The 26,846-nt window shown below is 54.3% G+C and carries 27 protein-coding genes; 7 read left to right on the top strand and 20 right to left on the bottom strand.

Annotation, left to right across the window (positions count from 1 at the left end; translation table 11 throughout):
* Positions 1 to 24 precede the first annotated feature (24 nt).
* Positions 25 to 453, bottom strand: a complete 429-nt coding sequence (uspG, locus tag FFB58_RS08550; RefSeq protein WP_138369607.1) for a universal stress protein UspG — start codon at positions 451 to 453, stop codon at positions 25 to 27.
* 224 nt (positions 454 to 677) lie between these two features.
* Between uspG and FFB58_RS08545 the strand changes: the two genes are divergently transcribed.
* Positions 678 to 1,919 (top strand): zinc-dependent alcohol dehydrogenase, encoded by a 1,242-nt coding sequence (locus FFB58_RS08545; RefSeq protein WP_039031378.1) that lies wholly within the window; start codon positions 678 to 680, stop codon positions 1,917 to 1,919.
* 70 nt (positions 1,920 to 1,989) lie between these two features.
* On the opposite strand, the gene rnk is transcribed toward FFB58_RS08545, so the two are convergent.
* The gene (rnk, locus tag FFB58_RS08540; protein ID WP_039031377.1) at positions 1,990 to 2,400 is read right to left on the bottom strand and encodes a nucleoside diphosphate kinase regulator; all 411 of its coding nucleotides are present in this window, start codon (positions 2,398 to 2,400) and stop codon (positions 1,990 to 1,992) included.
* A gap of 410 nt (positions 2,401 to 2,810) precedes the next feature.
* Here rnk and FFB58_RS08535 point away from each other — a divergent pair, with 410 nt between their 5' ends.
* Entirely contained in the window at positions 2,811 to 3,431 is a 621-nt protein-coding gene (locus FFB58_RS08535) for a flavin reductase family protein (RefSeq protein ID WP_138369606.1), read from the top strand.
* A 4-nt stretch (positions 3,432 to 3,435) separates the two neighbouring features.
* On the opposite strand, the gene rna is transcribed toward FFB58_RS08535, so the two are convergent.
* Both rna and dcuC read right to left on the bottom strand, forming a co-directional pair.
* Complete coding sequence (gene rna, locus FFB58_RS08530) at positions 3,436 to 4,245, bottom strand: ribonuclease I (protein WP_138369605.1); 810 nt, start codon at positions 4,243 to 4,245, stop codon at positions 3,436 to 3,438.
* Between the two features lie 88 nt (positions 4,246 to 4,333).
* A complete protein-coding gene (gene dcuC / locus FFB58_RS08525; protein ID WP_039031374.1) occupies positions 4,334 to 5,707 on the bottom strand; it encodes an anaerobic C4-dicarboxylate transporter DcuC in 1,374 nt (457 codons plus the stop codon).
* Between the two features lie 736 nt (positions 5,708 to 6,443).
* Between dcuC and pagP the strand changes: the two genes are divergently transcribed.
* Both pagP and cspE read left to right on the top strand, forming a co-directional pair.
* A complete protein-coding gene (gene pagP / locus FFB58_RS08520; protein ID WP_039031373.1) occupies positions 6,444 to 7,019 on the top strand; it encodes a lipid IV(A) palmitoyltransferase PagP in 576 nt (191 codons plus the stop codon).
* A gap of 190 nt (positions 7,020 to 7,209) precedes the next feature.
* Entirely contained in the window at positions 7,210 to 7,419 is a 210-nt protein-coding gene (gene cspE, locus FFB58_RS08515) for a transcription antiterminator/RNA stability regulator CspE (protein WP_002439184.1), read from the top strand.
* Positions 7,420 to 7,638: 219 nt separating this feature from the next.
* Here cspE and crcB read toward each other — a convergent pair whose 3' ends face one another.
* On the bottom strand, positions 7,639 to 8,022 hold the full coding sequence (crcB, locus tag FFB58_RS08510) for a fluoride efflux transporter CrcB (RefSeq protein ID WP_039031372.1): 384 nt from the start codon (positions 8,020 to 8,022) through the stop codon (positions 7,639 to 7,641).
* Between the two features lie 66 nt (positions 8,023 to 8,088).
* Between crcB and FFB58_RS08505 the strand changes: the two genes are divergently transcribed.
* Both FFB58_RS08505 and tatE read left to right on the top strand, forming a co-directional pair.
* Positions 8,089 to 8,877: a deaminated glutathione amidase gene (locus tag FFB58_RS08505; RefSeq protein ID WP_138369604.1), complete on the top strand. Its 789-nt coding sequence runs from the start codon at positions 8,089 to 8,091 to the stop codon at positions 8,875 to 8,877.
* Positions 8,878 to 9,002: 125 nt separating this feature from the next.
* Positions 9,003 to 9,206, top strand: coding sequence for a twin-arginine translocase subunit TatE (tatE, locus tag FFB58_RS08500; protein ID WP_039031370.1), 204 nt, complete (start codon positions 9,003 to 9,005; stop codon positions 9,204 to 9,206).
* Positions 9,207 to 9,293: 87 nt separating this feature from the next.
* Here tatE and lipA read toward each other — a convergent pair whose 3' ends face one another.
* The 14 genes from lipA to leuS all read right to left on the bottom strand — a co-directional run bounded on the left by lipA (position 9,294) and on the right by leuS (position 24,268).
* Positions 9,294 to 10,259 carry a lipoyl synthase gene (gene lipA, locus FFB58_RS08495; RefSeq protein WP_138369603.1) on the bottom strand — a complete coding sequence of 322 codons (966 nt, stop codon included), beginning with the start codon at positions 10,257 to 10,259 and terminating at the stop codon, positions 9,294 to 9,296.
* Between the two features lie 206 nt (positions 10,260 to 10,465).
* A complete protein-coding gene (locus tag FFB58_RS08490) occupies positions 10,466 to 11,419 on the bottom strand; it encodes a YbeF family transcriptional regulator (protein ID WP_039031368.1) in 954 nt (317 codons plus the stop codon).
* Positions 11,420 to 11,721: 302 nt separating this feature from the next.
* Positions 11,722 to 12,363: a lipoyl(octanoyl) transferase LipB gene (lipB, locus tag FFB58_RS08485; protein WP_039031367.1), complete on the bottom strand. Its 642-nt coding sequence runs from the start codon at positions 12,361 to 12,363 to the stop codon at positions 11,722 to 11,724.
* Positions 12,364 to 12,455: 92 nt separating this feature from the next.
* Positions 12,456 to 12,719 (bottom strand): DUF493 family protein YbeD, encoded by a 264-nt coding sequence (ybeD, locus tag FFB58_RS08480; protein ID WP_003022706.1) that lies wholly within the window; start codon positions 12,717 to 12,719, stop codon positions 12,456 to 12,458.
* A 107-nt stretch (positions 12,720 to 12,826) separates the two neighbouring features.
* On the bottom strand, positions 12,827 to 14,038 hold the full coding sequence (dacA, locus tag FFB58_RS08475) for a D-alanyl-D-alanine carboxypeptidase DacA (protein ID WP_039031366.1): 1,212 nt from the start codon (positions 14,036 to 14,038) through the stop codon (positions 12,827 to 12,829).
* Positions 14,039 to 14,177: 139 nt separating this feature from the next.
* On the bottom strand, positions 14,178 to 15,302 hold the full coding sequence (rlpA, locus tag FFB58_RS08470; protein ID WP_039031365.1) for an endolytic peptidoglycan transglycosylase RlpA: 1,125 nt from the start codon (positions 15,300 to 15,302) through the stop codon (positions 14,178 to 14,180).
* A gap of 10 nt (positions 15,303 to 15,312) precedes the next feature.
* A complete protein-coding gene (gene mrdB, locus FFB58_RS08465; protein WP_039031364.1) occupies positions 15,313 to 16,425 on the bottom strand; it encodes a peptidoglycan glycosyltransferase MrdB in 1,113 nt (370 codons plus the stop codon).
* A 2-nt stretch (positions 16,426 to 16,427) separates the two neighbouring features.
* A complete protein-coding gene (gene mrdA / locus FFB58_RS08460) occupies positions 16,428 to 18,329 on the bottom strand; it encodes a peptidoglycan DD-transpeptidase MrdA (RefSeq protein WP_039031363.1) in 1,902 nt (633 codons plus the stop codon).
* A gap of 30 nt (positions 18,330 to 18,359) precedes the next feature.
* Positions 18,360 to 18,827, bottom strand: coding sequence for a 23S rRNA (pseudouridine(1915)-N(3))-methyltransferase RlmH (rlmH, locus tag FFB58_RS08455; protein ID WP_003858701.1), 468 nt, complete (start codon positions 18,825 to 18,827; stop codon positions 18,360 to 18,362).
* A 3-nt stretch (positions 18,828 to 18,830) separates the two neighbouring features.
* A complete protein-coding gene (gene rsfS / locus FFB58_RS08450; RefSeq protein WP_032617029.1) occupies positions 18,831 to 19,148 on the bottom strand; it encodes a ribosome silencing factor in 318 nt (105 codons plus the stop codon).
* 270 nt (positions 19,149 to 19,418) lie between these two features.
* Entirely contained in the window at positions 19,419 to 20,072 is a 654-nt protein-coding gene (nadD, locus tag FFB58_RS08445; protein ID WP_138369602.1) for a nicotinate-nucleotide adenylyltransferase, read from the bottom strand.
* Position 20,073: 1 nt separating this feature from the next.
* Entirely contained in the window at positions 20,074 to 21,105 is a 1,032-nt protein-coding gene (holA, locus tag FFB58_RS08440) for a DNA polymerase III subunit delta (protein WP_039031361.1), read from the bottom strand.
* Entirely contained in the window at positions 21,105 to 21,671 is a 567-nt protein-coding gene (gene lptE / locus FFB58_RS08435; protein WP_039031360.1) for an LPS assembly lipoprotein LptE, read from the bottom strand. The genes holA and lptE overlap by 1 nt, the downstream gene beginning before the upstream one ends.
* Before the next feature lie 14 nt (positions 21,672 to 21,685).
* Positions 21,686 to 24,268: a leucine--tRNA ligase gene (gene leuS / locus FFB58_RS08430; protein WP_138369601.1), complete on the bottom strand. Its 2,583-nt coding sequence runs from the start codon at positions 24,266 to 24,268 to the stop codon at positions 21,686 to 21,688.
* Positions 24,269 to 24,483: 215 nt separating this feature from the next.
* Here leuS and FFB58_RS08425 point away from each other — a divergent pair, with 215 nt between their 5' ends.
* Positions 24,484 to 24,966, top strand: a complete 483-nt coding sequence (locus FFB58_RS08425) for a zinc ribbon-containing protein (protein WP_039031453.1) — start codon at positions 24,484 to 24,486, stop codon at positions 24,964 to 24,966.
* A gap of 73 nt (positions 24,967 to 25,039) precedes the next feature.
* Here the strand turns inward: FFB58_RS08425 and FFB58_RS08420 are convergent, their stop codons facing one another.
* The gene (locus FFB58_RS08420) at positions 25,040 to 26,830 is read right to left on the bottom strand and encodes a filamentous hemagglutinin N-terminal domain-containing protein (protein WP_138369600.1); all 1,791 of its coding nucleotides are present in this window, start codon (positions 26,828 to 26,830) and stop codon (positions 25,040 to 25,042) included.
* Between the last annotated feature and the right edge of the window lie 16 nt (positions 26,831 to 26,846).

Below are 26,846 nucleotides of genomic sequence, written 5' to 3'. Positions count from 1 at the left end.
GCTACCCTGGGGTAGCCTCTTTTTTTATCTCACCACCAGCACCGGAATGTAGGCGTGGCGGATGACGTTAGAGGCGTTCGAGCCCAGCAGATGGGTGGAGATGGACGGGTTACGTGACCCGATCACCACGATATCGGCTTTCAGCTCGCTGGCCACCTCGTTGACCACGTCGCGCACGTTACCAAAACAGACATGGGTGCGGATCCGTGAGGGATCGATGCTGAAATGGCTGACCATGGTCTGCAGCCGGGTCTTCGCTTCCTGCTCGATATGCTCTTCGAAGCGGCGCATATCGGCGGCGAAGCGATGCAACCCGAAGGTGGCAGAGCCCGGTAATACATGCAGTAAGTGAATAATGCCATCCTGCTGCGCGAGGAATTCAGCGTGGCGAATCGCCTTGTCGCTCAACTCCATCTCAAAAACATCCACCGGCATAATAATCGTCTGGTACATACCCGTTTCTCCCTGTTATTTACGCTTAATCCATTCAAACACAAAATATAAATAGATTCTGATACCTCGGTGACACTTTTTAATATCGCTTCGTTTGCTGGCGTTTTGCCGCATCGCTTCCTTGCCAGGATTATTCCCAAAGCCGTCCATTTCCCCTGTATATCCCCGGCGATAGCTACCCTTTGAAGGTAAACCCGTCTTTTTTCTCTGAAACCGGAGGTCAAATGAAAGCATTGACGTACCACGGTCCACACAGCGTTAAAGTTGAAACGGTACCCGATCCGGCCATCGAACAGGCTGATGATATCATTCTGCGCATCACCGCAACCGCGATCTGCGGTTCTGACCTGCACCTCTATCGCGGGAAGATACCGAAGGTAAAACATGGCGATATCTTCGGGCATGAATTTATGGGCGAAGTGGTGGAGACCGGACGAGAGGTCAAAAACCTGAGCAAGGGCGACCGGGTGGTGATCCCCTTTGTTATTGCCTGCGGCGACTGTTTCTTCTGCCGCATGCAGCAGTATGCCGCCTGTGAAAGCACTAACACCGGGCAGGGCGCGGCCCTGAATAAAAAGCAGATCCCGGCCCCGGCGGCGCTGTTTGGCTACAGCCATCTTTATGGCGGGGTGCCCGGCGGCCAGGCGGAGTATGTTCGCGTGCCAAAAGGCAACGTTGGCCCCTTTAAAGTGCCGCCGGTGCTTTCAGACGATAAAGCGCTGTTCCTCTCCGATATCCTGCCTACCGCCTGGCAGGCGGCCAAAAATGCCCAGATCACCCGGGGCAGCAGCGTGGCGGTATTTGGTGCCGGGCCGGTGGGGCTGTTGACCCTTGCCTGCGCGCGCTACCTGGGCGCCGAGCAGCTGTTTATTGTCGATCACCACGATTACCGGCTGCGTTTCGCCGAGATGCGTTACGGCGCTATCCCCATCAACTTTGATCGCGACGAGGACCCCGCCGAGAAGATCATCGAGCAGACCGCCGGGAATCGCGGCGTGGACGCGGTGATCGACGCGGTAGGCTTTGAGGCGAAAGGGAGCACCACGGAAACGGTATTAACCAACCTCAAGCTCGAAGGCAGCAGCGGCAAGGCCCTGCGGCAGTGTATCGCGGCGGTGCGGCGCGGCGGGATTGTCAGCGTGCCGGGCGTCTATGCCGGATTTATTCACGGTTTTCTGTTTGGCGATGCCTTCGACAAAGGGCTCACCTTCAAGATGGGGCAAACCAACGTTCACGCCTGGCTTGGTGAGCTGTTGCCATTAATTGAGAAAGGGCTGCTGAAACCCGAAGAGATCGTTACCCACTATATGCCGTTTGAAGAGGCGGCTCGCGGCTACGAGATCTTTGAAAAACGTCAGGAGGATTGCCGGAAAATCATTCTGGTGCCCGGTGCGCAAAGCGCGGAAGCGGCAAAAGATCGGGTTACAGGACTGGTTAACCCTGTGCCTGGGGACACGCTTTTGTAATGAAAGAGAACGGAAAGAGGATGCCCGGGCATCCTCTGGGTAAAGCGCTTAAACGCTTATTCAGATGGGATTAGCGCAGGTATTCGCCCGCCGCTTCAGGCTGCCAGAGCAGTTCCAGCACCTCCAGATGCGTGGCGGTACCGCCCGGCAGCTCCCAGTGGATGGTATCGCCGGTACGCAGTCCAATCAACGCGGCACCCACCGGCGCCAGCACCGACAGCTGCGTGCTGCTGTCGGTCATCTGCGCCGGGTAAACCAGCGTGCGGGTGCGCACTTCGCCGTTGGTCAGATCGCGAAACTTCACCTTGCTGTTCATGGTCACCACGTCGGACGGCATGTCCTGCGGAGCGCACATCTGGGCGCGATCCAGTTCTGCGTTCAGCGCATCCGCGATGGGCAGCGATGCAAAGGCCGGTTGCTCCAGCAGGCGGTCGATACGTTCAGCATCGAGTTCGTTAATGATAATTGTGGGTCTGGACATTATTTACTCCATGTCGTTAATGCTGCGACAGCCGCAGAAGAGATGCCAAAAGAAAACCCTCGCCATCCGGTAGCGAGGGTTTAACTACCCCTGATAATACTGAGTCTGCGCCCGGGTTTGAAGTGATGGTTGTCACATTCATGGCGTGGATGTAGTCCGGGGGCATCAGCTGGGTCGATAGTATGAAATTCAAGCGAAAAAAGTGATCCTTCTGAAATTTGGATTATCCTTCTAATGCGCAGGTTATGTAGCGTGACACACCCATAACAGCAGAACAACGAAGACTGTAGCACCTAATTCAGTCTTACTTTTCTACGGATTGCGTTACGCTGATCCTCTTGGGGCAGGGGGATGAGCGAAGCGTAATCCGTGCCTGCCGGTGTGAATCATGAACCTAACCAGAGAGCGCTATGTACTTCTACCAACCTTCCCAGGGACACGGCCTGCCGCACGATCCTTTAAACGCCATTGTTGGTCCACGTCCGATTGGCTGGATTGCGTCATGCGATCCTGAAGGACGCCCCAATCTGGCGCCTTACAGCTTCTTCAACTGTTTTAACTACCACCCGCCAATCATTGGCTTTGCCAGCTCGGGCTGGAAAGACAGCGTGCGCAATATTGTCGAGACCAAAGAGTTTGTCTGGAATCTCACTACCCGCGATCTGGCCAGCGCCATGAATGAGACCTCGGCCAGCCTGCAGCACGGTGAGGATGAGTTTCTGCGTGCCGGGCTGACCAAGGCCGAAAGCCGGCTGGTGAAGGTGCCGCGCGTTGCCGAAAGTCCGGTCAACTTTGAGTGCCGCCTGTCGCAGTGTATCCAGCTTACTGCCGCCAGCGGCGCGCCGGTCGATACCTGGCTGGTGCTGGGGGAAGTGGTGGGGATCCACATTGACGAAAGCCTGCTGCATGAGGGGATCTATCAGACGGCGAAAGCGCAGCCGGTGCTGCGCGCCGGTGGCCCGACGGCGTACTTCGCCATTAGCGAGGATCAACGCTTTGACCTGGTCCGCCCGGACGCGCGAAAAGGGTAAGGCCTCAGTAGCCGATTTTGTCGATCACAAACTGTTTCCCGCAGTTGCCCGGATGCGGCTGCGGGGCAAATGAGGCTGTGGCCAGCGGGGCGTTGATGCTGGCCGCGGTGAGCGACATCTGCATCTCCGTGAGATACGCCGGGTTGCCGCTGCAGCTGAGCTTAACGGCTTTGACCGTGGCGGGCCCCCAGCTCCTGGCGACCGCGGCATCGAAGGCGCTGCGGGTGACGGTTTTGCCGTAGTTCTCTGCGAGGAACTGCCCCAGCGGGCTGGCTTTCACTTCCTGGTTCATGCGTACCATGGTGCCGAAATAGGCGTCCGGATCGAAGCCGAAGCAGACCCCGTGTTTGGCATATTCGTAACGCTCAAGGCAGGAGTTACCGCCTGCACCGGGCATCACCTCGTTCAGCTTAGCGGCACCGGTCAGCGACAGGCCGGTCTCTGCGGCGTCGCATTTACGGCTGGCTTTTGCCTCCGGCATATTCGGGATGGGGCGGGTTGCGCAGCCATAGCGCATCCAGCGACGATCGTCGACGCCGCGGGCCGCGATAGACTTCGGCAGGCCCGGCCACAGGCCATGCACGGTGAGGATGGTCGTTTTGTCGTCACGCTCTTTTTGCAGGCGACACTCGTCCGGCGCTGCGCGGTTGCGGTCATGCAGGCTCTGGCAAAAACCAGACTGCCATGAGAGCGCCAGGACGTAGCGATCGAAATCTGCATATTGCGTCGCCTGAAGCGGGGCTGCCAGGGCTGGCAAAGCGCACAGCGCGACTGCGGTTGCGCTGACAGGCAAAACGAAATCCTTTCTGAACATGTCAATTCCTGATGGTTGTAAGCAAAAAATTGCTGGGAGTTATTAAAGCACAAAAAGCGCCCGCAGGCGCTTTATGCTGTGGGATGGCTTAACCCACGGCGGTGCCAGGCACCAGCACTTCAGTGGCAATAATGACGATGACCAGCCCAACCAGCACCGGAACAGAGGTGCGTTTCACCACTTCGAACGGCGAGATTTTTGCCATCCCGGCCACGGCGACTACCACGCCGGACACCGGGGAGATGGTACGGCCCAGGTTGGAGGCCTGCAGCATTGGGATGGTGAGATAGGCCGGGTTGATGCCGGACGAGTGCGCCAGCTTCGGGATCATCTCCACAAAGGCATAGAACGGCGCGTTACCGGAGCCGGTGGTCATCGCCGCCAGCATGGTCAGCACCACCAGCACCATCATCAGGATAATGCTTGCTGAACCGAAGGAGGTGGCAATCGAGATCAGGCTCTGGATAAAGCCGATGGTGCTCAGTCCCTGGGCAAAGACCCCGGCCGCAACCAGCAGCATGACCACGCCGGCGAAGGCGTCCGCCATGCCGCGATAGGCCACTTCCAGGCCGCTAAAGACCTTCTGGGTATTGAAGCCGCGCACAAATTCCAGCACCGCGGCAATCAGCATGCAGAGCACCAGGATGGTGATGATATGCAGCTCCGGGCCCCATTTGCCGTCGAAAATCAGTACCCCGATAATCGGCGTGAACGGCAGAATGGCATAGAAGGAAGGGGCGGTAGTGGTGATTTCGCTGACGTCGAGACGCTCGTGAGAGATGTTCTCTTTTTTATCGAGGTAGCGCTGCCAGAAGAAGTGCGCAATCGCCATGCCGATAATGGCGGCAATCGAGATCGGCAGGGTGGTTTTAAAGGCGAAATCGATGAGCGGCATCTCGGCGGCTTTGGCGGCCAGCACCACGTCACCGGAGGTAGGCGAGAGAATTATCGCCGCCGGAGAGGCACAAATAGCCGCTGCCGCACCGCGGCTGATCCCCACGTTGACCATCACCGGGAACAGGGTCGCCATCAGCAGTACGCCGAGGCCGGTTGCCGACGAGACGGCCAGCGACATCAGACAGGCCACGAAATAGGCGGCAATCATCAGCAGGTAAGGGGAGTTGATGTAGCTCAGCGGCTTCGAGGCCAGCTTGACCACCATATCGTTGGCGCCGATGTGGGTCATATAGGCGGCAAACCCGCAGAGCATCATGATCATCATCCCCAGATCGCCACCGCGGCTCATCAGCAGGATTTTGATGTACTCAATGATGTCGGTCGCCGTATAACCGGTGCTGGTGGCGCTGGACGGAAGCACCTTATGGCCCATCAGGGCGCTGACGATCAGCAGGGCAAGACCGCCGACAAACAGCACCCCGGTAGCGGAGTAACCTTTAATGATGTAGCGTGCGACGCCGACAATGACTATCACCCCGATCAGGAGCTCGATAAACGTTAGCATGGATCCCTCTGTTTCCCGCCGCCCCAGAGCGAAAGGATAAATAAACAATGAAAATAAGGTGACAAAATGTGCCGAAATAATGGCCCGGCCTCGCTGACTAAAATCAATAAATCTACTACTAAAGGGGCGTTCCTCCCGATTTTGCTGCTGCTGCGCGATTTATCTGCGCTGGTTGGTCCTGTTGCGGGGCCTTTGTCGCTCGGTGCGGATGACCAGGGGACAGGCAGGGTATTGCGTTGCTGAAAATAGTGCTACTGACATAATAAAGATTATATTTGTGTTGGTTTAGCTGAGGTTTAAAATGTCTTAGATAAACGTGTCATGATGACGAGTTAATGTTTTGTTTTCCGCCGCATAAATTGTGAATTTATCGTGCTCAGAATGCATGGCATAGTTCAGCATTATTATGCTGCTGTATTTAATAAAATGATGATTCATTGAAGAAACCGATTTATACCTCCATGTCCATCTACGGTAGTGCACAGCCGCCTCGATGCCCTAAGGCAGCGGTGGCGGGCCACCGGCAGTGGTGTTAGCTGTACTTTGCTGTATAAGTTGTTGCATCAACATAATATTTCTTAATCAGCGCTTAATTACTCCTTAAGCGTGTGTTGTATTACCAGGAGTATTCTTATCCATTCAAGTTAATAATTAAGATTTACGCCAATGCCGTCAGATTTTCATTCATCTATTCTGTGCAAGAACACGCAGTGAATATGAGAATGGTAATTTTATTGTGAAATTTTTTAATAAGCCTGTCCTTATTTTTTCTTTTATTTTTGCTCAGTTACCTTTTTCTACTGCGGCAACGGCTAAAGACGTACCTCCTCTCAGAGCCTGGGTCAAAACTATCCACAACGATATGGTTGAAACCTGGGAAGAACCCCAGCATTACGATCTTTATGTACCCGCCATCACCTGGCATGCCCGCTTTGCTTACGACAAAGAGAAGACCGATCGCTACAACGAGCGTCCGTGGGGGGCTGGCTTCGGTCAGTCACGCTGGGATGAAAAAGGGAACTGGCACGGCCTTTACGCGATGGCGTTCAAAGACTCATACAATAAATGGGAGCCCATTGCAGGCTACGGCTGGGAGAAAACCTGGCGTCCGCTGGCCGATGATAACTTCCATGTGGGACTTGGCTTTACCGCCGCAGTGACGGCGCGCGATAACTGGAATTACATCCCCATTCCGCTTGCCCTGCCGCTGGCCTCCGTAGGGTATGGTCCGGCGACCTTCCAGATGACCTACATCCCCGGAACCTATAACAACGGTAACGTTTACTTCGCCTGGATGCGGTTCCAGTTTTAACTGAAAAAACTTTACGTACTGGCGATTTAATAGCCAGTTGTTGAATCGTAAAGGATAAAAATTGGGGCGCAAAATTTAACGCGACTTTTGTCACTTTTCTTCAAAAAGGCGCTGGACAAAACCGCTCACAATTGTTGTACTGATACCCGACACAGCATTTGTGTCCAATTTTCATGTAAAGGTAATTTTGATGTCTAAGATTAAAGGTAACGTTAAGTGGTTTAATGAGTCCAAAGGATTCGGTTTCATTACTCCGGAAGATGGCAGCAAAGACGTGTTCGTACACTTCTCTGCAATCCAGAGCAATGGTTTCAAAACTCTGGCTGAAGGTCAGCGCGTTGAGTTTGAAATCACTAACGGTGCCAAAGGCCCTTCTGCTGCTAACGTAATCGCTCTGTAATTCAGACGAGACAGCCAGAATTTCAAAACCCGCTCATTGAGCGGGTTTTTTTCGTTTTGTCTTAGCTGAACAAGTACAGTCTCAAAAAGCTGGCAACGATCGCCAGGCTCAGCAATACCATCCCCGCGCTTGTTATTTTCTCTTTCATGGCGACACCCCTCAGTGTATGTGGTGACAGGGTGCCTGAGAAAAATTAAGCCAACATTAAGGCCTGGGTATTTAATGCGCGTTAACCGCAGAAATTAACCAGAATGCGAGCGCGGTCATCATTAGCGAGCCCAGCAGGTTGACGGCGATGTTCAGCAGCGCCCATGCCGCCCGCCCATCCTGTAACAGAAACACCACTTCTGCTGAAAATGTCGAGAAGGTGGTCAGCCCGCCGCAGAAGCCGGTGGTGATCAATACTTTCCAGACCGGATCGATGTGAGTCATTCTGTTGAACCACGCCAGCCCCAGGCCAATAATAAATGCGCCCAGGAGATTGGCTGTCAGCGTGCCGAACGGGATCTGCTGATGAAGCGGATTAAAGCGCATGCTCAATAGCCAGCGCGCTACGCTTCCTGTGCCCCCACCGATAAAAACGGCTAAAAGTAGTTGAAACACGAACAATACCTGCTGTTTGATGTGTAAGGGCTATGAGTGTAACGCCGTTTAATGCAGGGGGAAAATATGTACGTTGCGGTTGGACAATTTGCAGTAACAGCGGACTGGCAAAAAAATGCCGGAACCTGCGTTTCACTGATGGCTCAGGCGGCAGAGCAGGGGGCATCATTGCTGGTGCTGCCGGAAGCGCTGCTGGCGCGGGACGACAACGATCCTGACCTCTCCGTGAAGTCAGCCCAGCAGCTTGACGGAAGTTTTCTGACGCTGCTGCTGGCGGAGAGCGCGCGTAATAACCTGACCACGGTGCTGACCGTGCATGTCCCTTCTACTGCGGGCAGAGCGATTAATACTCTTGTTGCCCTGCGCGGCGGCAGGATCGTTGAGCAGTACGCCAAACTTCATCTTTATGATGCGTTCAGTATTCAGGAGTCCAGACTGGTTGATGCTGGCTCGGTTGTACCGCCGCTGATTGAAATCGACGGCATCCATCTTGGATTAATGACCTGCTACGATCTGCGCTTTCCGGAGATGGCGTTGAACCTGGCGCTGGCGGGGGCAGAAGTGCTGGTCCTGCCTGCGGCCTGGGTCAGAGGGCCGCTCAAGGAGCACCACTGGTCTACGCTGCTGGCAGCCCGGGCGCTGGACACCACCTGCTATGTGATAGCGGCAGGGGAGTGCGGCAATAAGAATATCGGCCAGAGCCGCATAATCGATCCTCTTGGCGTAACGATAGCGGCAGCCGCCGAGGGGCCTGCGCTGCTGCTGGCAGAGATTAGCCGGGAGCGTATCATCCAGACGCGCCAGCAGTTGCCGGTTCTGCGCAACCGACGCTTCGCGCCGCCGCAATTATTGTGAGTTTTTTAAACAACGCTTGATTCACCTTGTTACAGATTGCTATTGTGTGCGGGCGTCAAATGACCGTTAATAAGGTCGGGTTTTTAAGGCGCGCAATGCAGCCTGTTTACGTCAAGAAGGTATCTATGGGTGAAATTAGTATTACCAAATTGCTGGTGGTAGCCGCACTGGTTGTCCTGCTGTTTGGTACCAAAAAATTACGTACGCTGGGCGGAGACCTGGGTGCTGCCATCAAAGGCTTTAAAAAGGCGATGAATGACGATGACGCAACGGCGAAGAAAACTGCCGACGCGGATATCGCAGCCGAGAAACTCTCTCACAAAGAGTAACGGCAATTGCCATATGGCTTTTGAAAGAAAAAAACCGGCCTGTAAGCCGGTTTTTTTATGGGGGAACTGTAAACTTTTGTGACGGGTTTACTTCACTTCTTCGCCTTTCGCCTGCATATCGGCATGGTAAGAGGAACGCACGAACGGACCGCAGGCAGCATGGGTAAAGCCCATCGCCATCGCTTCGGCTTTCATCTCGTCAAACTCTTCAGGGCTTACGTAACGCTGCACCGGCAGGTGATGGCGGCTTGGCTGCAGATACTGGCCCAGGGTCAGCATGGTGACGCCGTGGCGACGCAGGTCGCGCATCACTTCAACAATCTCTTCGTTAGTCTCACCGAGACCGACCATCAGACCTGATTTAGTCGGGATATCCGGATGGGCTTCTTTAAAGCGCTCCAGCAGCTTCAGCGACCAGTTGTAATCTGCGCCCGGGCGAACCTGACGATAGAGGCGTGGTACGTTTTCCAGGTTGTGGTTAAACACGTCTGGCGGATTGGCGTTGAGGATCTCAAGCGCACGGTCCATACGGCCACGGAAGTCAGGAACCAGCGTCTCAATCTTAATGGACGGGCTCTTTTCACGAATGGCATTAATACAGTCAGCAAAGTGCTGAGCACCGCCGTCGCGCAGATCGTCGCGGTCAACGGAGGTAATAACCACATAGCGTAATGCCATGTCGGCGATAGTCTGGGCCAGTTTCTGCGGTTCATTGGCATCCGGGGCGACAGGACGACCATGGGCAACGTCACAGAACGGGCAACGGCGGGTACAGATGGCGCCGAGGATCATGAAGGTCGCGGTACCGTGGTTAAAGCACTCGGCAAGGTTCGGGCAGGAGGCCTCTTCACACACGGAGTGGAGGCCGTTTTTGCGCATCGCCGCTTTGATTCCCTGAATACGCGAAGAGTCTGCCGGAAGTTTAATTTTCATCCATGCCGGTTTTCTTAACAGCGCTTCGCGCTCCGTAGCCACGTTTTTAACCGGGATTAGGGCCATTTTATCGGCATCACGGTATTTAACACCGCGTTCCATCACAATGGGTTTACTCATAGCGTGCGTCTTCCAGTTGCGAAAATCGAAGGAAAGCGTTTCAATTCAAGGGAATGTTGTATTTATCAACTATTTTTGAACGAACGACAGGCAGTATATCATTGATACGGACGATAAAGCAGCCTGCCCGGTCGCCAAATTGTAAAATAGTTGTTGTTTAGTGCTTTTTGCGTGGTTCTGCGCAACTTTACGTGGGATGGCCCCGATTAAAAGGCCTGGCGGATAACGTTTATCAGATTTTCCAGCACCGGGTCGCGCATGCTCAGCTTATTGTAATACAGCGAGATTTCGACGGACTCGGCATTCAGCGGGGCGAAGGGGATCTGTTCCACCGGCCAGCAGTGACGCACCATATTAAACAGGCGCTCCGGGATGATACCCAGCAGATCGCTACTGCCAACCAGGGCGGCAATGGTAAAAATATTGTAACTGCTGAAATTCACCAGACGTTCCGGGAAAATATCCTGAACGCGCTGTCGCAGCCCGTTGAGGTTTTGCCCCTCCATCAGCAGCAGCGTTTGCTCGTAGCGCTGCAGATTTTCAACCGTAACTTCCTCCTGCAGCGCCGGATGCCCTTTGCGACAGATCAGAAGTAGCTTATCTGCAAACAGCACGTGGCGGCTTAAGGCCCGGGCATTCAGGGTGTTGCTGTCCACGATCAGATCGGTCTGAAACTGGCTGAGCTGCGCTTCGGGGTCATTAACCGAGATATTGCGTAACATCAGCTGAGGCGCATGCGTCTTCACGGCCTGGTAGATCAGGGGCATCACCAGCGCGCCTATGGCTGGCGTTGTGCCAATGGTGATGATTCGCTGCTTGTCGTAGCTGCCGGTTAAATCCAGCGCCCCGAGGATGGATTCAAGCCCCTGACTGATATATTCATGCAGATGCGTGGCATAGGCGGTAGGCGTCACGCCCTGGCCTTTACGGATAAACAGCGGGTCGGGAAAAATGGTGCGCAATTTCTGGATAGACTGACTAATTGCTGAGGGAGTGAGATTCAGAATTTTCGCAGCATTAACGATCCCTTTGTGCACATATACGGCCTCAAAAATCGTCAATAAATTAAGATCTATATTACGTAAAGTCCGAAAAATTTGTGGCTTTGCATCACTGCCTGGATCGCTCAAGCGCTTTTCTGGAAGATTATTATTATCCACGCTGTCCCTCCGTATGTATTCACAATATAAATAATAGTTGAATTTAAATAATGTGCTTATTGTTATGCTTAAACAGTTTCAAGGAATTAAGAATGTTAAGTAAACTCATGGGGTTGTCTGGTTTTTGCGCAGGCATAATCGCACCGACCGGGTGGCCCTGTCGATGTAGAAAGCAGGCGATCGCGTATACGCAGTTAGGTTGCGGGTGTTTTGAAAATATAGAATCTGTGAATTAATGTAAAGGATAAATGCAGTGGAATAAGAGTGGCTCATAAAATAAATGAGCCAAATGCGGAAAGTCATTAAGCAGGGATATATTTATGCGGCGGATTGTTTAGCAGCGCTAAAAAAGAGTTAACTAAATGTGGTTGTACGATTTCGGGCGTAATGTTCTCTACCCACTGGCGCATTTGCGCCATTTCCATCCCGGCATAACCGCAAGGATTGATGCGCTGGAAAGGCGAAAGATCCATATTAATATTGAGGGCAAGACCGTGAAAAGAACACCCTTTACGAATTCGCAGACCGAGAGAACATATTTTCATTTCGCCGACATACACGCCCGGGGCGTCTGCGCGCGGGTGCGCTTCAATATCAAATTCAGCCAGCGTATTGACCACCGTCTGTTCAAGTAGCGTCACCAGTTCACGCACGCCGAGCTTCCTGCGCTTCAGGTTGAGCAGAACATACATCACCTGTTGACCCGGCCCATGATAGGTAATCTGCCCGCCACGATCGCTCTGGACAACCGGAATATCGCCAGGCATCAACAGATGCTCGGCTTTGCCCGCCTGACCCTGGGTAAATACGGGGGGGTGCTCTACCAGCCAGATCTCATCCGGCGTGTTCTCGTCGCGTGTGTCAGTAAATTCATGCATAGCCTGGGAGACAGGCTCATAGGGCTGCAGCCCAAGCTGGCGAACGAGAAGGGTGTCCTGATACAAAACGATCTCTCCGAACGAAGGAAAAAACTGTAGCGGGGAGTATATCACAGAGGTGAAACAGGTTACCCGGCGATGCGGGTAACCGAAAGGCGTTACAGCACCATGCGAACGATATCGATGTTGCCGAGCTCTTCATACAGGGTCTCGACTTGTTCAATATGGGTGGCAGTGATGGTGATCGAAACGGAATGGTAGTTGCCTTTGCTGCTGGGTTTCACCGTCGGAGAGTAGTCACCTGGCGCATGGCGCTGTACTACCTCAACCACCTGATCAACCAGCTCAGGCAACGCCTGTCCCATTACTTTGTAAGTAAAAGGAGTAGGGAATTCAAGCAGTTCATTAAGTTTGGTTTTCATGGGAGCTCCGGCAGTACGTCAAAAAAATAATAACTCCCACGTCGGGTGGGAGTTATCAGGTTACATAGTATATGGGGACAGAAATCACACTTTCAAGTGTTCAATTCTTAACCAAACCAGTGATGGAACATCAATTTAATGTAATCAATGATTTTGCCGAAGAAATTGCCTTCAGGGATTTCATCCAGCACCACGAGAGGGCGCTGATCGATGGTTTTACCATCGAGCTGGAAGTTGATGGTGCCGACAACCTGGTTTTTCTGCAGCGGGGCGTGCAGCTCGCTGGAGTTCAGCACATAGCTGGCCTTCAGGTCTTTCATACGGCCACGGGGAATGGTCAGGTAGAGATCTTTATCCACGCCCAGTGAGGCACGGTCGTTATCACCGAACCAGACCGGTTCAGAGGCGAACTCTTTACCTGCTTTCAGCGGGTTCACGGTTTCGAAGAAGCGGAAGCCCCAGGTCAGCAGTTTCTTGCTTTCGGTTTCACGCCCTTTGAAGGTACGGCCGCCCATTACCGCAGAGATCAGACGCATCTGGCCCTCTGTCGCTGAGGCCACCAGGTTGTAACCCGCTTTATCGGTGTGACCGGTTTTGATGCCGTCAACGTTCAGGCTGTTATCCCACAGCAGGCCGTTGCGGTTGGTCTGACGGATACCGTTAAAGGTGAACTCTTTCTCTTTGTAGATGGTGTATTCGTTCGGCACGTCACGGATCAGCGCCTGGCCAATCAGCGCCATATCGCGCGCAGAGCTGTACTGACCGTCCGCATCCAGGCCGTGAACGGTCTGGAAGTGGCTATTTTTCAGACCCAGCGCGCTCACGTAGCTGTTCATCAGACCAACGAAAGCGTCCTGGCTGCCGGCGGCAAAATCGGCCATTGCCACGCAGGCATCGTTACCGGACTGCAGATTGATACCACGGATCAACTGAGAGACGGGAACCTGCATGCCCGGTTTCAGGAACATCAGTGATGAGCCTTTGAATACCGGGTTGCCGGTGGCCCACGCGTCGTTGCCGATGGTGACAAGGTCTGTCTCTTTGAATTTACCTGCTTTCATCGCCTGGCCGATGACATAGCTGGTCATCATTTTGGTCAGGCTGGCCGGGTCGCGACGTGCGTCAGCGTTCTGTTCAGCCAACACTTTGCCGGAGTTGTAGTCGATCAGGATGTAGGATTCCGCGTCGATCTGCGGAACGCCCGGGATCATGGTCTTGATATTAAGGTCATCGGCGTGAGCAACAGAGAGCGTGGCTGCGCAGAGCGCCGTAGTGAGCGCCATGCGCTGCATAAAACGAGCGGAGAAAGTGGTCTTCATGGTCAGAACAACGACATCCGTGATGGAATTAAAAAAAGTGCCTTACTATAGCAAATGCTATACAGGCAGGCATCCGACTTTCAGCATGAGAGTGTGAATCAGCATTACAAATACTGACAATTCGGATACCGCTGATTAATCATTTCGCAACAGCGATAAACGACTGTAACTGCGCTTCATTCTGCAGGCGTTGCTGTAACGCAGCGGCCTCAGATTTGTTGGCAAACGGGCCAAGCTGGATACGCCAGACCGCGCCATTTTGCTCAACGCGACCCGGAACGCCAAACTGCTGGCCGAGACGCTGCTGATACTGCTGAGCACGCGCCCGATCGCTCACTGCGCCAACCTGAACGACATAGCCACCGGCCTGAGCAGGGGCGGAAACAGGGGCCGCAACGGGAGCCTGAACTGGGGCAGAGACAGGCGCCGTGACCGGCGCCGTCTGGTTCACCGGGGCGGTGACAACCGGCTGTGGCGCTGGCGGTTCACTGCCTTCCAGCACGCCAGAGGCGAGGGTCGTCGGTGCACCGAGGAAGCCGCTGCTGCTGACCGGCGCGCCCATGCTGTCTTCGCTTTTCAGCGTGTCGTTGCTGATGGGGCGCACGTCACCCTCTGCAGGCATCGGTTCGGATGCGGACGACGCGCTACCCATACCGCCGCTCAGGTCGGGACGCGCGGGCAGGGCATAAGTCTGTTTAGCCACAGTGGTACAGGCCATACCCGGGCCGGACAGAGAGCCGTCCTGGGCGACAATAATCGGGTCGATCCGGACTTTGGTGTTATTTGAGGTGTTCAGACGGTCAGCCGCTGCGCGTGACAGCGAAATAACGCGGTCGTTGCCGTAAGGGCCACGGTCGTTGATACGCACCACAATCATCCGGCCATTCGCCAGGTTAGTAATACGCGCGTAGCTCGGAATGGGGAGGGTGGGATGCGCAGCCGTCAGCTGCATCGGATCGAAGGCTTCACCGGATGCGGTCAGGTTGCTTCCCGGCTCGGCATCATAAATCGCCGCCAGGCCTGCCTGACTGAATCGGGACAGATCCTGAACGATTTTGTAGCTTTTACCGTCACGTTCGTAATCCTGATTCGCGGTAGCGCTCAGTGGTTCAAAACGCGGATCGGCTCCGCTGATCTCAACCACCGGTCCATTACATACGGCTGGCTGCGGCGGCGCGACGGTCGCTTGCTGCTGACCATCGTCACTTGTACAGGCTGCCAGTAAACTCACTGCGATGCAGATCCCAGACCACTGCTTACGCATTGCGTGCCCCTTATACGCTTTTTGACAACATTTTTCTGTGTGTGTGGATCGACATGACGATCCCGAACCCGGCCATCAGTACAATCAGGGCCGAGCCTCCGTAACTCACCAGGGGAAGCGGTACGCCAACCACCGGCAGAATACCGCTCACCATACCAATATTTACGAAAACATAAACGAATAAAATCAACATCAAGCCACCGGCCATGACGCGACCAAAGGTGGTTTGCGCGCGGGCGGCGATCCACAATCCACGCATGATTAGCAGCAGATAGAGCGCCAGCAGAATCAAAATGCCCACCAGGCCCAACTCTTCGGCCAGAACCGCGAAGATAAAGTCGGTATGACGTTCCGGCAGGAACTCAAGCTGTGACTGAGTACCGTGCAGCCAGCCCTTACCGCGCAGGCCGCCAGAGCCGATCGCAATCTTCGACTGTATAATATGATAGCCTGCTCCGAGCGGGTCGCTCTCCGGATCAAGCAGCATCATCACGCGCTGACGCTGATAATCGTGCATCAGGAAGAACCACAGGATCGGGATAAAGGCCGCGACCAGCACCACCGCAATCCCGATAAGCCGCCAGCTCAGCCCGGAGAGGAACAGCACGAACAGGCCGGAAAGGGCGATAAGAATCGAGGTGCCGAGGTCCGGCTGGGCTGCAACCAGCAACGTAGGCAGGAAGATCAGCACCAGCGCAATCGCAGTATTTTTCAACGACGGCGGACAAACATCACGGTTGATGAAGCGCGCCACCATTAACGGGACGGCGATTTTCGCAATCTCGGAGGGCTGAAAACGCACGATACCCAGGTCGAGCCAGCGCTGCGCGCCTTTCGAAATAGCCCCAAAGGCATCTACCGCCACCAGCAGAATAATACAGAAAATGTAGAGATAGGGCGCCCAGCCTTCATAGACGCGCGGCGGGATCTGCGCCATCACCACCATGATCACCAGACCCATGGTGATCTGGCCGATCTTACGTTCGGTCATCCCGAGATCCTGACCGCTGGCACTCCAGATAACCAGAGCGCTGTAAACCAGCAGCGCCAGCAGGATCAGCAGCATGGCCGGGTCGATGTGGATCTTGTCCCACAGCGATTTTTTATTCGGATTATCGGTCACGATTATTGGTCCTCCGCGCCAGCGGCAGCCGGGCTCTCGCTCGGCAATTCAGTGTTGTTGTCACCCAGCATAATGTGGTCAAGGATCTGGCGCATAATGGTACCGACCGCCGGGCCGGCACCGCCGTTTTCCAGAATAATCGACACCGCAACCTGCGGGTTATCATAAGGAGCAAACGCAATCATCAGCTTGTGGTCACGCAGACGTTCAGCAATTTTGTGTGCGTTATAGGTTTCGTTCGCCTTCAGGCCGAAGACCTGCGCGGTACCGGATTTTGCCGCGATTTTATACGGAGCCCCGGCAAAGTACTTGTGCGCCGTACCGTTCGCGCGGTTGGCAACGCCGTACATCCCGTCTTTGGCAATTTCCCAGTAGCCGGAGTGGATATCACCCACCGGCGGCTCATGCGGCTGCGACCATGGCACTTTTTTGCCGTCTTCAACGGTGCTCATCAGCAGGTGCGGCACTTTCACCACCCCGTCGTTGATAAGGATCATCAGCGCTTTGTTCATCTGAATCGGGGTCGCGGTCCAGTAGCCCTGGCCGATCCCCACCGGAATGGTGTCACCCTGATACCAGGGCTTTTTAAAGCGTTTCAGCTTCCATTCGCGGGTTGGCATGTTGCCGGAGCGCTCTTCCGACAGGTCGATCCCGGTGTAATGGCCATAGCCAAATTTGCCCATCCATTCGGACAGACGGTCGATACCCATGTCGTAGGCGACCTGGTAGAAGAAGGTATCCGCCGACTCTTCCAGCGATTTGGTGACGTTCAGGTGGCCGTGGCCCCACTTTTTCCAGTCGCGGTAGCGTTTTTCGGAACCCGGCAGCTGCCACCAGCCCGGGTCGAAGAGGCCGGTATTGCGGGTGATCACCCCTGCGCTCAGGGCGGAGACCGCCACGTACGGTTTAACCGTTGACGCAGGCGGATAGACCCCCTGCGTCGCGCGGTTGACCAGCGGCGTGTTCGGATCGTTGAGCAGGCCAGAGTAGTCTTTACTGGAGATACCATCGACGAACAGGTTCGGGTCATAGCTTGGGGTCGACACCAGCGACAGAATGCTGCCGCTGCGCGGGTCGCTCACAATGACCGCCGCACGGCTGCCCGCCAGCAGGGTTTCAATATACTGCTGGAGTTTGAGATCCAGGGTCAGATAGATGTCATGCCCAGCCTGGGGCGGCACCTCTTTCAACTGGCGGATCACACGGCCGCGGTTGTTGACCTCAACTTCTTCGTAACCGGTCTGACCGTGGAGCAGGTCTTCGTAATAGCGTTCAATACCCAGCTTGCCGATATCGTGCGTTGCCGCGTAGTTGGCGAGCTTGCCGTCTTTATCCAGCCTGTCGACGTCTTTATCGTTAATTTTCGAGACATAGCCGATGACGTGCGTCAGCGCGGAACCGTACGGGTAGAAGCGACGCTTGTAGCCCTTAACTTCCACGCCGGGAAAGCGGTACTGGTTTACGGCGAAACGGGCAACCTGCACTTCGGTGAGGTTGGTTTTTACCGGGATTGACGTAAAGCGATGCGAGCGCGAACGCTCTTTTTTGAAGGCGGCGATATCGTCATCGTTCAGATCCACCACGCTGCGCAGCGCATCAAGCGTCTGCTGCACGTTATCGACCTTCTCAGGCATCATTTCAATCTGATAGATCGTGCGGTTCAGCGCCAGCGGCGTACCGTTACGGTCATAGATAATGCCGCGACTGGGGGCGATGGGGACGAGTTTGATGCGGTTTTCGTTGGAGCGGGTCTGGTAATCGGTAAAACGGACAATCTGCAGATTATAGAGGTTGGCGATCAGCACGCCCGTCAGCAGCAAAATCCCCAAAAAGGCGACCAGCGCCCGGCGCACAAACAGCGCGGACTCAGCCGTATAGTCGCGAAAAGAATTCTGTAGTTTCATCCGCTGCTTAATCTACCCAAGACTTAATCATTACTCACGGTGATAAGGGTGGTTGGTCGTGATGCTCCACGCGCGATAGAGGCTTTCAGCAACCAGAACCCGGACCAGCGGGTGGGGAAGCGTCAACGCGGAGAGAGACCAACTTTGTTCTGCTGCCGCTTTACAGGCGGGAGATAATCCCTCCGGACCGCCAATTAACAGGCTGACGTCGCGACCGTCCTGCTTCCAGCGCTCCAGTTCGTGCGCCAGCTGCGGCGTATCCCAGGGTTTACCCGGAATATCGAGAGTGACGATGCGGTTTTTGCCTGCGGCAGCCAGCATCAGTTCACCCTCTTTATCGAGAATACGCTTGATATCCGCGTTTTTGCCGCGTTTGCCAGCGGGGATCTCCACCAGCTCAAACGGCATGTCTTTTGGAAAACGACGCAGATATTCAGTAAACCCCGTTTGTACCCAGTCGGGCATTTTTGTACCGACGGCTACCAGTTGCAGCTTCACGCATTAACCCCAGAGTTTTTCCAGCTCATACAGGCGACGGCTCTCTTCCTGCATGACGTGGACAATCACATCGCCAAGGTCAACGACGACCCAGTCAGCGGTGGCTTCGCCTTCAACGCCGAGCGGCAGCATGCCGGCAGCGCGAGATTCCTGAACCACATGGTCAGCGATGGAAGCAACATGGCGAGTGGAGGTGCCGGTGCAGATAATCATGCAATCGGTGATGCTTGATTTGCCCTGAACGTCGATGGCAATGATGTCCTGACCTTTCAGATCATCAATTTTGTCGATAACAAAATCCTGGAGTGCTTTACCCTGCAAGTTTTCCCCCTGGGAGAGTGAGATTGAATAACTGTAAATTCGTAGCCAGACAGTATACCTGAACTGGCTGCAGTGTCGGGACAAATGTCACCGGACGGGCATGCGAAGGCGGGTATCATCCCACCCTATGCCGGAGATTGCATCGCCATTTTTGTAAAACAGTTTTTGTAAAACCGTGCTGGCGGGAAGTCTGGCAGCGGAGGATATCAGCCTGGACGGGGGTGTCAATGGCGAGAGCGCGAATGGCACGCTTTTTCTCCCGCACGCCAGTCAGTTGCTGCTTTTCTGATACAGGCCCTGCTGCTGAATGTAACTTAACACCGGCAGCGGTAACATCTCATCACAGGGGAGTCCCTGCTGCAGACGCTGGCGGATAAGCGTCGCTGAGATATCAAACCAGGGGGTTTCCGCGAGGTAAATTTTGCCGGCCGGCAGATTGTGCAGATCCTCAACCTGATACGTCAGATGCTGCTCCAGCCACAGCTGGTGCTGCTCCTCTTTCATCGTCAGGGGATAGCCCGGACGACGGCAGACGATTAAGTGGCTGTTATCGAGGATCGTCTGATACTGATACCAGGTGGGGAAATTGAGCAGCGAGTCCTGACCGATAATAAACGCCAGCGGTTTTTCCGGCCCTTGTTCGCTGCGCCAGGCCTGTAAAGTCTGCGCGGTATACGAAGGGCTGTCCCGGCGCAGCTCTCGCTCATCAAGAACAAACAGCGGCTTATCGGCAATAGCCAGCGCCAGCATCTCTTTGCGCTGGGCGGGAGTGGCTTCTGGCTGCGGGCGATGCGGCGGCACGTTGTTGGGCATTATCGTGACGCGCTGCAGGCCAATCTGGTTGGCGAGGATCTCGACCGGTTTCAGATGCCCGTAGTGGACCGGGTCAAAGGTGCCGCCATACAGTGCCTGTAAAGAATGCATCTCAACCTTCTATAAAGATATCGGCCAGCGCCTTGTGGCACAGCAGCAGGGAGAGGCTTTCCAGCTCAGACCAGATCGACTGACCGTAATCCTGCTTCAGGGTCAGCTCGGTGCGCGTCAGAAGCTGAACGGCCTGGCGCAGCTGTTCCGGGCTCAGTCGGTTCAAGGCTTCAGTTGTCATGCCGCGGCGATTCTGCCAGACCCGGTGCTTATCAAACAGCGCGCGCAGGGGCGTATGTGTTGACTGACGTTTCAGCGTAACCAGCAGCAGCAGTTCGCGCTGCAGGGTGCGCAGCAGAATAACCGGCTCGCTGCCTTCGAGACGCAGCTGCTGCAGGATATGCAGAGCGCGTTTGCTCTTTGCGGACAGCAGGGCATCGACCCAGTGGAAAGGGGTGAAGTGCGCCGCGTCGTTAACCGCCTGCTCAACGCGCGGTAAGGTCAGTTTGCCATCCGGCCAGAGCAATGACAGACGTTCCAGCGCCTGGGCAAGGGCCAGCAAATTGCCTTCGTAACAGTAACAGAGTAGCTGGTTCGCGGCGTCATCCAGCTGCAGATTCAGCTGTTTTGCCCGGGCCGCTACCCATTTGGGCAGATGTGCCTGCTCCGGGGTCTGGCAGGATACCTGCACCGAATGGTTTGCCAGCGCGGTAAACCAGGCGGCATTCTCCTGCGCCTTAGTTAGCTTGTTGCCACGAACAATCAGCAGCAGATCGCTGTGCAGCAGGCTAACCAACGTGGCAAGCTGTTCGTTGATGGCCGCGTTAGGGCCATTTTCCGGGAGCTGAATAAGCAGGGTTTGCCGGGCGGCAAACAGGCTCATCGCCTGGCAGAGCGAGAAAATTTCCTGCCAGTCGGTGCTGTTATCCAGAGTGAAACTGTGGTGCTCCTCAAAGCCCTGGCTGGCCGCAATCTGACGAACGGCGTCCTGGCTCTCCTGAAGCAAAAGTGGGTCGTTTCCGAGCAGTAGATACGCCGCGCGCAGCCCTTCATTGAGCTGCGCGCGGAGTTGTTCAGGGTACAACCTGAGCATTACTGACCCAGCGTCGTGGAGACGCGAGATGAGGATGCCGCAGGTGTAGCCTTCTGGGCGTTCTCTTTTTCAGCGGAATGGACGCTCGGCAGCTTACGGATCAGCTGCTCCGCTGCCTTGTCATACATTTCGTTCACGATAATGGTCTGCTCAGCGTCTTTCGCAAGGGCTGTCTGCGGGTTATCGAAGAACGAACGGTAGACCTTGGTGCTGATTGGGTAAATATCGCTACCCGGGATCAGAACCGCAGCGTGCACTTCCATCACCATCTGGTATTCCGCAGTACGACCATCCTGGAAGATGGAGGCGGTGTCCTGGCTCAGGGTAGAGCTTAAGACGCGGAACGACGGGATATCCTGGCGCAGCGTACTTTTCTCGATCAGATCAACGCCGTTAAGGCGCAGCTGGTTACGAATGGCACGGCTAAGCGGACCATTAGGATCCCCCGAATCGAAAATCATCGTTTTCATCTGTTCCGGCACCTGTGTGGTGTTGCGCAGGTGCCAGCCACATCCGGCGGTGACCAGCACCGCCAGCGATAACAGTAATGTTGCCAGTTGTCGCACGCTTCCTCCCGCGCTTAGCCAACGACCAGGTTCAGCAGTTTACCAGGTACGTAGATCACTTTACGTACGGTAACGCCATCAAGATACTTCGCCACCAGATGCTCCTGGCCAGCACGTTCGCGTACCTGCTCTTCGGTTGCATCAACCGGAACAGTGATTTTACCGCGGACTTTACCGTTTACCTGCACAACGACCAGGGTGGTGTTTTCAACCATTGCGGATTCATCCGCCACCGGCCACGGTGCATTGTCGATATCGCCTTCGCCGTTCAGCTCCTGCCACAGGGTAAAGCTGGCGTGTGGGGTGAACGGGTTCAGCATACGTACGACCGCCAGCAGCGCTTCACGCATGATGGCACGATCCTGCTCGCCGTCCTGCGGGGCTTTCGCCAGCTTGTTCATCAATTCCATAATAGCCGCAATTGCGGTGTTGAAGGTCTGACGGCGACCAATATCATCGGTCACTTTGGCAATCGTTTTATGAACATCGCGACGAAGCGCCTGCTGATCTTCAGTCAGTGCAGCGGTATCCAGCGCCGGGGCGTCACCCTGAGAGGTGTGCTCGTAAACCAGTTTCCAGACACGTTTCAGGAAGCGGTTAGCCCCTTCAACGCCGGACTCCTGCCACTCAAGGGTCATATCTGCCGGAGAGGCAAACATCATGAACAGACGCACGGTGTCGGCACCGTAGCGCTCAACCATCACCTGCGGGTCAATGCCGTTGTTTTTGGACTTCGACATTTTGCTCATGCCGGTGTAAACCAGCTCGTGGCCCGCGGCGTCTTTCGCCTTAACGATACGGCCTTTCTCGTCGCGCTCAACGATGGCATCAACCGGGGAGACCCAGTTACGCTCGCCGTTCGCGCCCACGTAGTAGAAGGCGTCTGCCAGCACCATGCCCTGACACAGCAGCTGTTTCGCTGGCTCGTCAGAGTTCACCATGCCTGCGTCGCGCATCAGCTTGTGGAAGAAGCGGAAGTAGAGCAGGTGCATGATGGCGTGTTCGATACCACCGATGTAGATATCCACCGGCAGCCAGTAGTTTGCTGCTTTGGAATCCAGCATGCCTTCCTGATACTGCGGGCAGGTGTAGCGCGCGTAGTACCAGGAGGACTCCATAAAGGTGTCGAAGGTGTCGGTCTCACGCAGCGCAGGCATACCGTTAACGGTGGTTTTCGCCCACTCAGGATCGGCTTTGATCGGGCTGGAGATGCCATCCATAACCACATCTTCCGGCAGGATCACCGGCAGCTGATCTTCTGGCGTTGGCATCACGGTACCGTCTTCCAGGGTAACCATCGGAATCGGTGCGCCCCAGTAACGCTGACGGGAAACACCCCAGTCGCGCAGACGGTAGTTAACTTTACGCTCGCCGACGCCCAGCGCGGCCAGTTTGTCAGCAATGGCGTTGAAGCCTTCTTCAAAGCTCAGGCCGCTAAATTCGCCGGAGTTAAACAGGGTGCCTTTTTCAGTCAATGCCTGTTCGGACAGGTCCGGCTCTGAGCCATCCGCAGCCAGGATAACCGGCTTGATCGCCAGGTTGTATTTAGTGGCAAATTCGTAGTCGCGCTGATCGTGACCCGGAACGGCCATAACTGCGCCGGTACCGTACTCCATCAGAACGAAGTTGGCGGCCCAGACCGGGATCGCTTCGCCAGTCAGCGGGTGCGTCGCGTAGAAACCGGTGGCAACGCCTTTTTTCTCCATCGTTGCCATGTCGGCTTCGGCCACTTTGGTGTTGCGGCATTCGTCGATGAAGGCTGCCAGTTCCGGATTGTTCTCTGCCGCTTTCTGCGCCAGAGGGTGACCTGCGGCAACGGCCAGGTAGGTCGCACCCATGAAGGTGTCCGGACGGGTAGTGTAAACGGTCAGAGTCTGATCGTAGTTCTCAACGTTGAAGGTGATCTCCACGCCTTCAGAGCGGCCGATCCAGTTGCGCTGCATGGTCTTAACGGTATCTGGCCAGTGGTCCAGATTATCCAGATCGTTCAGCAGTTCGTCGGCGTAAGCGGTGATTTTGATAAACCACTGTGGGATCTCTTTACGTTCAACCTTGGTGTCGCAGCGCCAGCAGCAGCCGTCGATGACCTGTTCGTTAGCGAGAACGGTCTGATCGTTCGGGCACCAGTTAACGGCAGAGGTTTTCTTGTACACCAGGCCTTTTTTATACAGCTCGGTGAAGAACTTCTGCTCCCAGCGGTAGTATTCAGGGGTGCAGGTTGCCAGCTCGCGGCTCCAGTCATAGCCAAAGCCCAGCATCTTGAGCTGGTTTTTCATGTAGGCGATGTTGTCGTAGGTCCATGGCGCTGGCGCAGTGTTGTTTTTTACCGCTGCACCTTCTGCAGGCAGACCAAACGCATCCCAGCCGATTGGCTGCAGGACGTTTTTGCCCAGCATGCGCTGATAACGGGCGATCACATCACCGATGGTGTAGTTACGCACGTGGCCCATGTGTAGTCGGCCAGAAGGATAGGGAAGCATCGACAGGCAGTAATACTTCTCTTTGCTCTCGTCTTCGGTGACTTCAAAAGTGCGCTTCTCGTCCCAGTGTTGCTGGACTTTCGATTCTATCTCTTCCGGGCGGTATTGCTCTTGCATGGCAGCCAGTGGTCCTGTGTTCAATACAGCTACAAACGTAGCCAATGGATGTGGTAATTCAGATCCGCATAGCATAGCCCAAACGCCCGCGTCAAAACAGCCTTTACCACTAAAAGCGACTTGCAGGTATTTACGCAGAGTGTGGATGACCTGACAAAGCGGGGCGCAAATAAGGTCTATCATTAGAGAGGTTTACTTACCCGGGAGGCAAAATGATGAACAAGGTTGCTCAATTTTACCGTGAACTGGTCGCCACATTGACAGAACGTCTGCGGAACGGTGAGCGTGATATAGATGCGCTCGTCGAGCATGCACGCGTTAAGGTGATGCAGACGGGTGAGTTAACGCGCACCGAAGTGGAAGAGGTGACACGCGCGGTTCGCCGCGATCTGGAGGAGTTTGCCCGTAGCTATGGCGAGAGCCAGGATGAGGCCAACGACAGCGTATTTATGCGGGTGATCAAAGAGAGCCTGTGGCAGGAGCTGGCGGACATCACCGATAAAACCCAACTGGAGTGGCGCGAGGTATTCCAGGATCTCAACCATCACGGGGTGTATCACAGCGGTGAGGTTGTCGGGCTGGGGAATTTGGTGTGTGAGAAGTGCCATTTTCATCTGGCCATCTATACCCCAGAGATGCTGCCGCTCTGTCCAAAATGTGGCCACGACCAGTTCCAGCGTCGGCCATTTGAACCTTGAATCCGTAGTAAAAAGTTATCTACTTTACAGTAAATCGGTGCGCAAAACTTGCGCACCGTTGTTAAAGTACTGCTTATCTGGCAGTGATTTCTGTCGCTTTAAAGTTCTGATTGCCGCCCATGTTTGATGCATATTTATGGGAAGAATCCAGAATCAGTTTGTTAGCGGTCAATGCACCAACGCCACAGGTTTTTAAATTCAGGAAACCACATTTATAACCACCGTTCTCAACTTTTTTGGCAGTCAAGTTCAGCGTATTCTGAGCCGTAATATGGCCGCGGTTAATAATGTTGCCTTTATTTTGCGTACTCAGGGTGAGATCGCCCCAGGAGCGAATCAGCGCTTCGTTATACAGATCGCCGGAGGTAATGACGCTAACCCCAGTACCCTCGATATGACCGTAGTTATCAGTTTTATTATTCTGAATCATGACCGTAGTATACGTACCTCCCATATAACCGGAGTTGTTCAACCAGTTGCTTGCCGTAGTCAGACTTTTGCTCGCCTTAATTTGGCTATTAGCGTGTTGGGTGATGGTGCCGTTAGTCTGAATGAGAATATCGCCACCGGACATTGAGCCTGAATTAATGATTTCACCTGAGGAGAGTTGGTTGTCTTTGGTCGACGTAATTTGCAAAGTTTCAGTGCCATAAATATAACGGTCTGAAGTGAAACTGTTTCCGCCGAAGGTGAACGCGGTATTGGCACCGTACATTGATCCACCTTTTTGAGTAATATTACCCGCTGCGGAGATGGTCAGCCTATTTCCAGAATGAATATATGCTGCACCCATATTTTCCAGATTGCCTTTGGTGGCAATTACAAGCTCGTTAATTGCTTTAATGGTACCTTTGTTAGAGAGATCACTGGCTGCTGAAACGGCCATTTGGTTACCGCTGAAAATCGTGCCGGTATTAACCAGATTATTGGCGCTATTCAGTACGGCAATATTGGCGCTTGAAATATTACCTGTGTTTTTTATTTCTCCCGCAGACATTATCTGGGTCACCATACCATTGTTGGTAATTGAGCGTTCGTTTACCAGCATACCATTGCTGGCCATAGACAGAACGCCCTTCGCAACAATTGCGCCAGTATTGCGTACACCAAAGCCGAGATTATTGCCCACCATGGTAATATTGTCGGCTTTAACACCTCCCATCGCACTGACGTCAATGCTGTATTCAGGGAAGAGCATCTGTTTCAGGGTGGCTGTTTTTCCGGCGGAGGTGATCTGACCAGTGCTATTATTCAGGGTGAAGTTACCGGCGCTTATCATGGCATTTTTAACATTAACCTGGCCGTTGAGGCTGATAACGTCAGCCAGCAGAGCGGCATAGTTTTCTGCAGCGTTCATGCCATTACCATCAATGCTAATTTTGCCGCCAGTGACGGTGTAGCTGCCGATAGCCCCGGCGTCGGTCATGTTGACTTTACCGGTTGTCATAACCACTTTATTGGCGTTGACAAAGCTACAGCCGGAGCAGGAGATGCCGTTCGGGTTAGCAATGACGACATCGGCTCTCTGACCATTGACCTCGATAAAACCGTTCAGGGCGCTGGATTTATTAGAAGTTACTTCGTTAAGAATGACGGAAGCGCTTCCGTTAGCCAGATTATTGTTCCTGGCAATATTACCCAACGTGCCGTGAACAACATCGCTCGCGCTGTTGTTCAGAATGGCACCTTTATCACTCACGTTAAATTCACGGTACATATTATGCGAAACACCGGCAGCATTAGGTGCTTCGATATCAATGACTTTTGCGCCAGATAAATGGTTATAGCTGAAAGGATCGGCGTTTACGCCAGTTGCTGAAAGTGCTGCCGCCAGGGCGACATAGCTGATTTTAAATTTAAACATGTGATTATTCCTTTAA

Source organism: Enterobacter sp. MF024 (assembly GCF_005843915.1).
GTDB classification, from domain to species: Bacteria; Pseudomonadota; Gammaproteobacteria; order Enterobacterales; family Enterobacteriaceae; genus Enterobacter; species Enterobacter barmai.
This window is presented reverse-complemented; position numbering and strand designations above follow the sequence as displayed.

Bases quoted from the DNA above. Each gene is read 5' to 3' on its own strand.
- uspG (WP_138369607.1), bottom strand. From the start codon at position 453: ATGTACCAGACGATTATTATGCCGGTGGATGTTTTTGAGATGGAGTTG.
- FFB58_RS08545 (WP_039031378.1), top strand. From the start codon at position 678: ATGAAAGCATTGACGTACCACGGTCCACACAGCGTTAAAGTTGAAACG.
- rnk (WP_039031377.1), bottom strand. From the start codon at position 2,400: ATGTCCAGACCCACAATTATCATTAACGAACTCGATGCTGAACGTATC.
- FFB58_RS08535 (WP_138369606.1), top strand. From the start codon at position 2,811: ATGTACTTCTACCAACCTTCCCAGGGACACGGCCTGCCGCACGATCCT.
- rna (WP_138369605.1), bottom strand. From the start codon at position 4,245: ATGTTCAGAAAGGATTTCGTTTTGCCTGTCAGCGCAACCGCAGTCGCG.
- dcuC (WP_039031374.1), bottom strand. From the start codon at position 5,707: ATGCTAACGTTTATCGAGCTCCTGATCGGGGTGATAGTCATTGTCGGC.
- cspE (WP_002439184.1), top strand. From the start codon at position 7,210: ATGTCTAAGATTAAAGGTAACGTTAAGTGGTTTAATGAGTCCAAAGGA.
- FFB58_RS08505 (WP_138369604.1), top strand. From the start codon at position 8,089: ATGTACGTTGCGGTTGGACAATTTGCAGTAACAGCGGACTGGCAAAAA.
- tatE (WP_039031370.1), top strand. From the start codon at position 9,003: ATGGGTGAAATTAGTATTACCAAATTGCTGGTGGTAGCCGCACTGGTT.
- lipA (WP_138369603.1), bottom strand. From the start codon at position 10,259: ATGAGTAAACCCATTGTGATGGAACGCGGTGTTAAATACCGTGATGCC.
- ybeD (WP_003022706.1), bottom strand. From the start codon at position 12,719: ATGAAAACCAAACTTAATGAACTGCTTGAATTCCCTACTCCTTTTACT.
- dacA (WP_039031366.1), bottom strand. From the start codon at position 14,038: ATGAAGACCACTTTCTCCGCTCGTTTTATGCAGCGCATGGCGCTCACT.
- rlpA (WP_039031365.1), bottom strand. From the start codon at position 15,302: ATGCGTAAGCAGTGGTCTGGGATCTGCATCGCAGTGAGTTTACTGGCA.
- mrdA (WP_039031363.1), bottom strand. From the start codon at position 18,329: ATGAAACTACAGAATTCTTTTCGCGACTATACGGCTGAGTCCGCGCTG.
- nadD (WP_138369602.1), bottom strand. From the start codon at position 20,072: ATGCATTCTTTACAGGCACTGTATGGCGGCACCTTTGACCCGGTCCAC.
- holA (WP_039031361.1), bottom strand. From the start codon at position 21,105: ATGCTCAGGTTGTACCCTGAACAACTCCGCGCGCAGCTCAATGAAGGG.
- leuS (WP_138369601.1), bottom strand. From the start codon at position 24,268: ATGCAAGAGCAATACCGCCCGGAAGAGATAGAATCGAAAGTCCAGCAA.
- FFB58_RS08425 (WP_039031453.1), top strand. From the start codon at position 24,484: ATGAACAAGGTTGCTCAATTTTACCGTGAACTGGTCGCCACATTGACA.
- FFB58_RS08420 (WP_138369600.1), bottom strand. From the start codon at position 26,830: ATGTTTAAATTTAAAATCAGCTATGTCGCCCTGGCGGCAGCACTTTCA.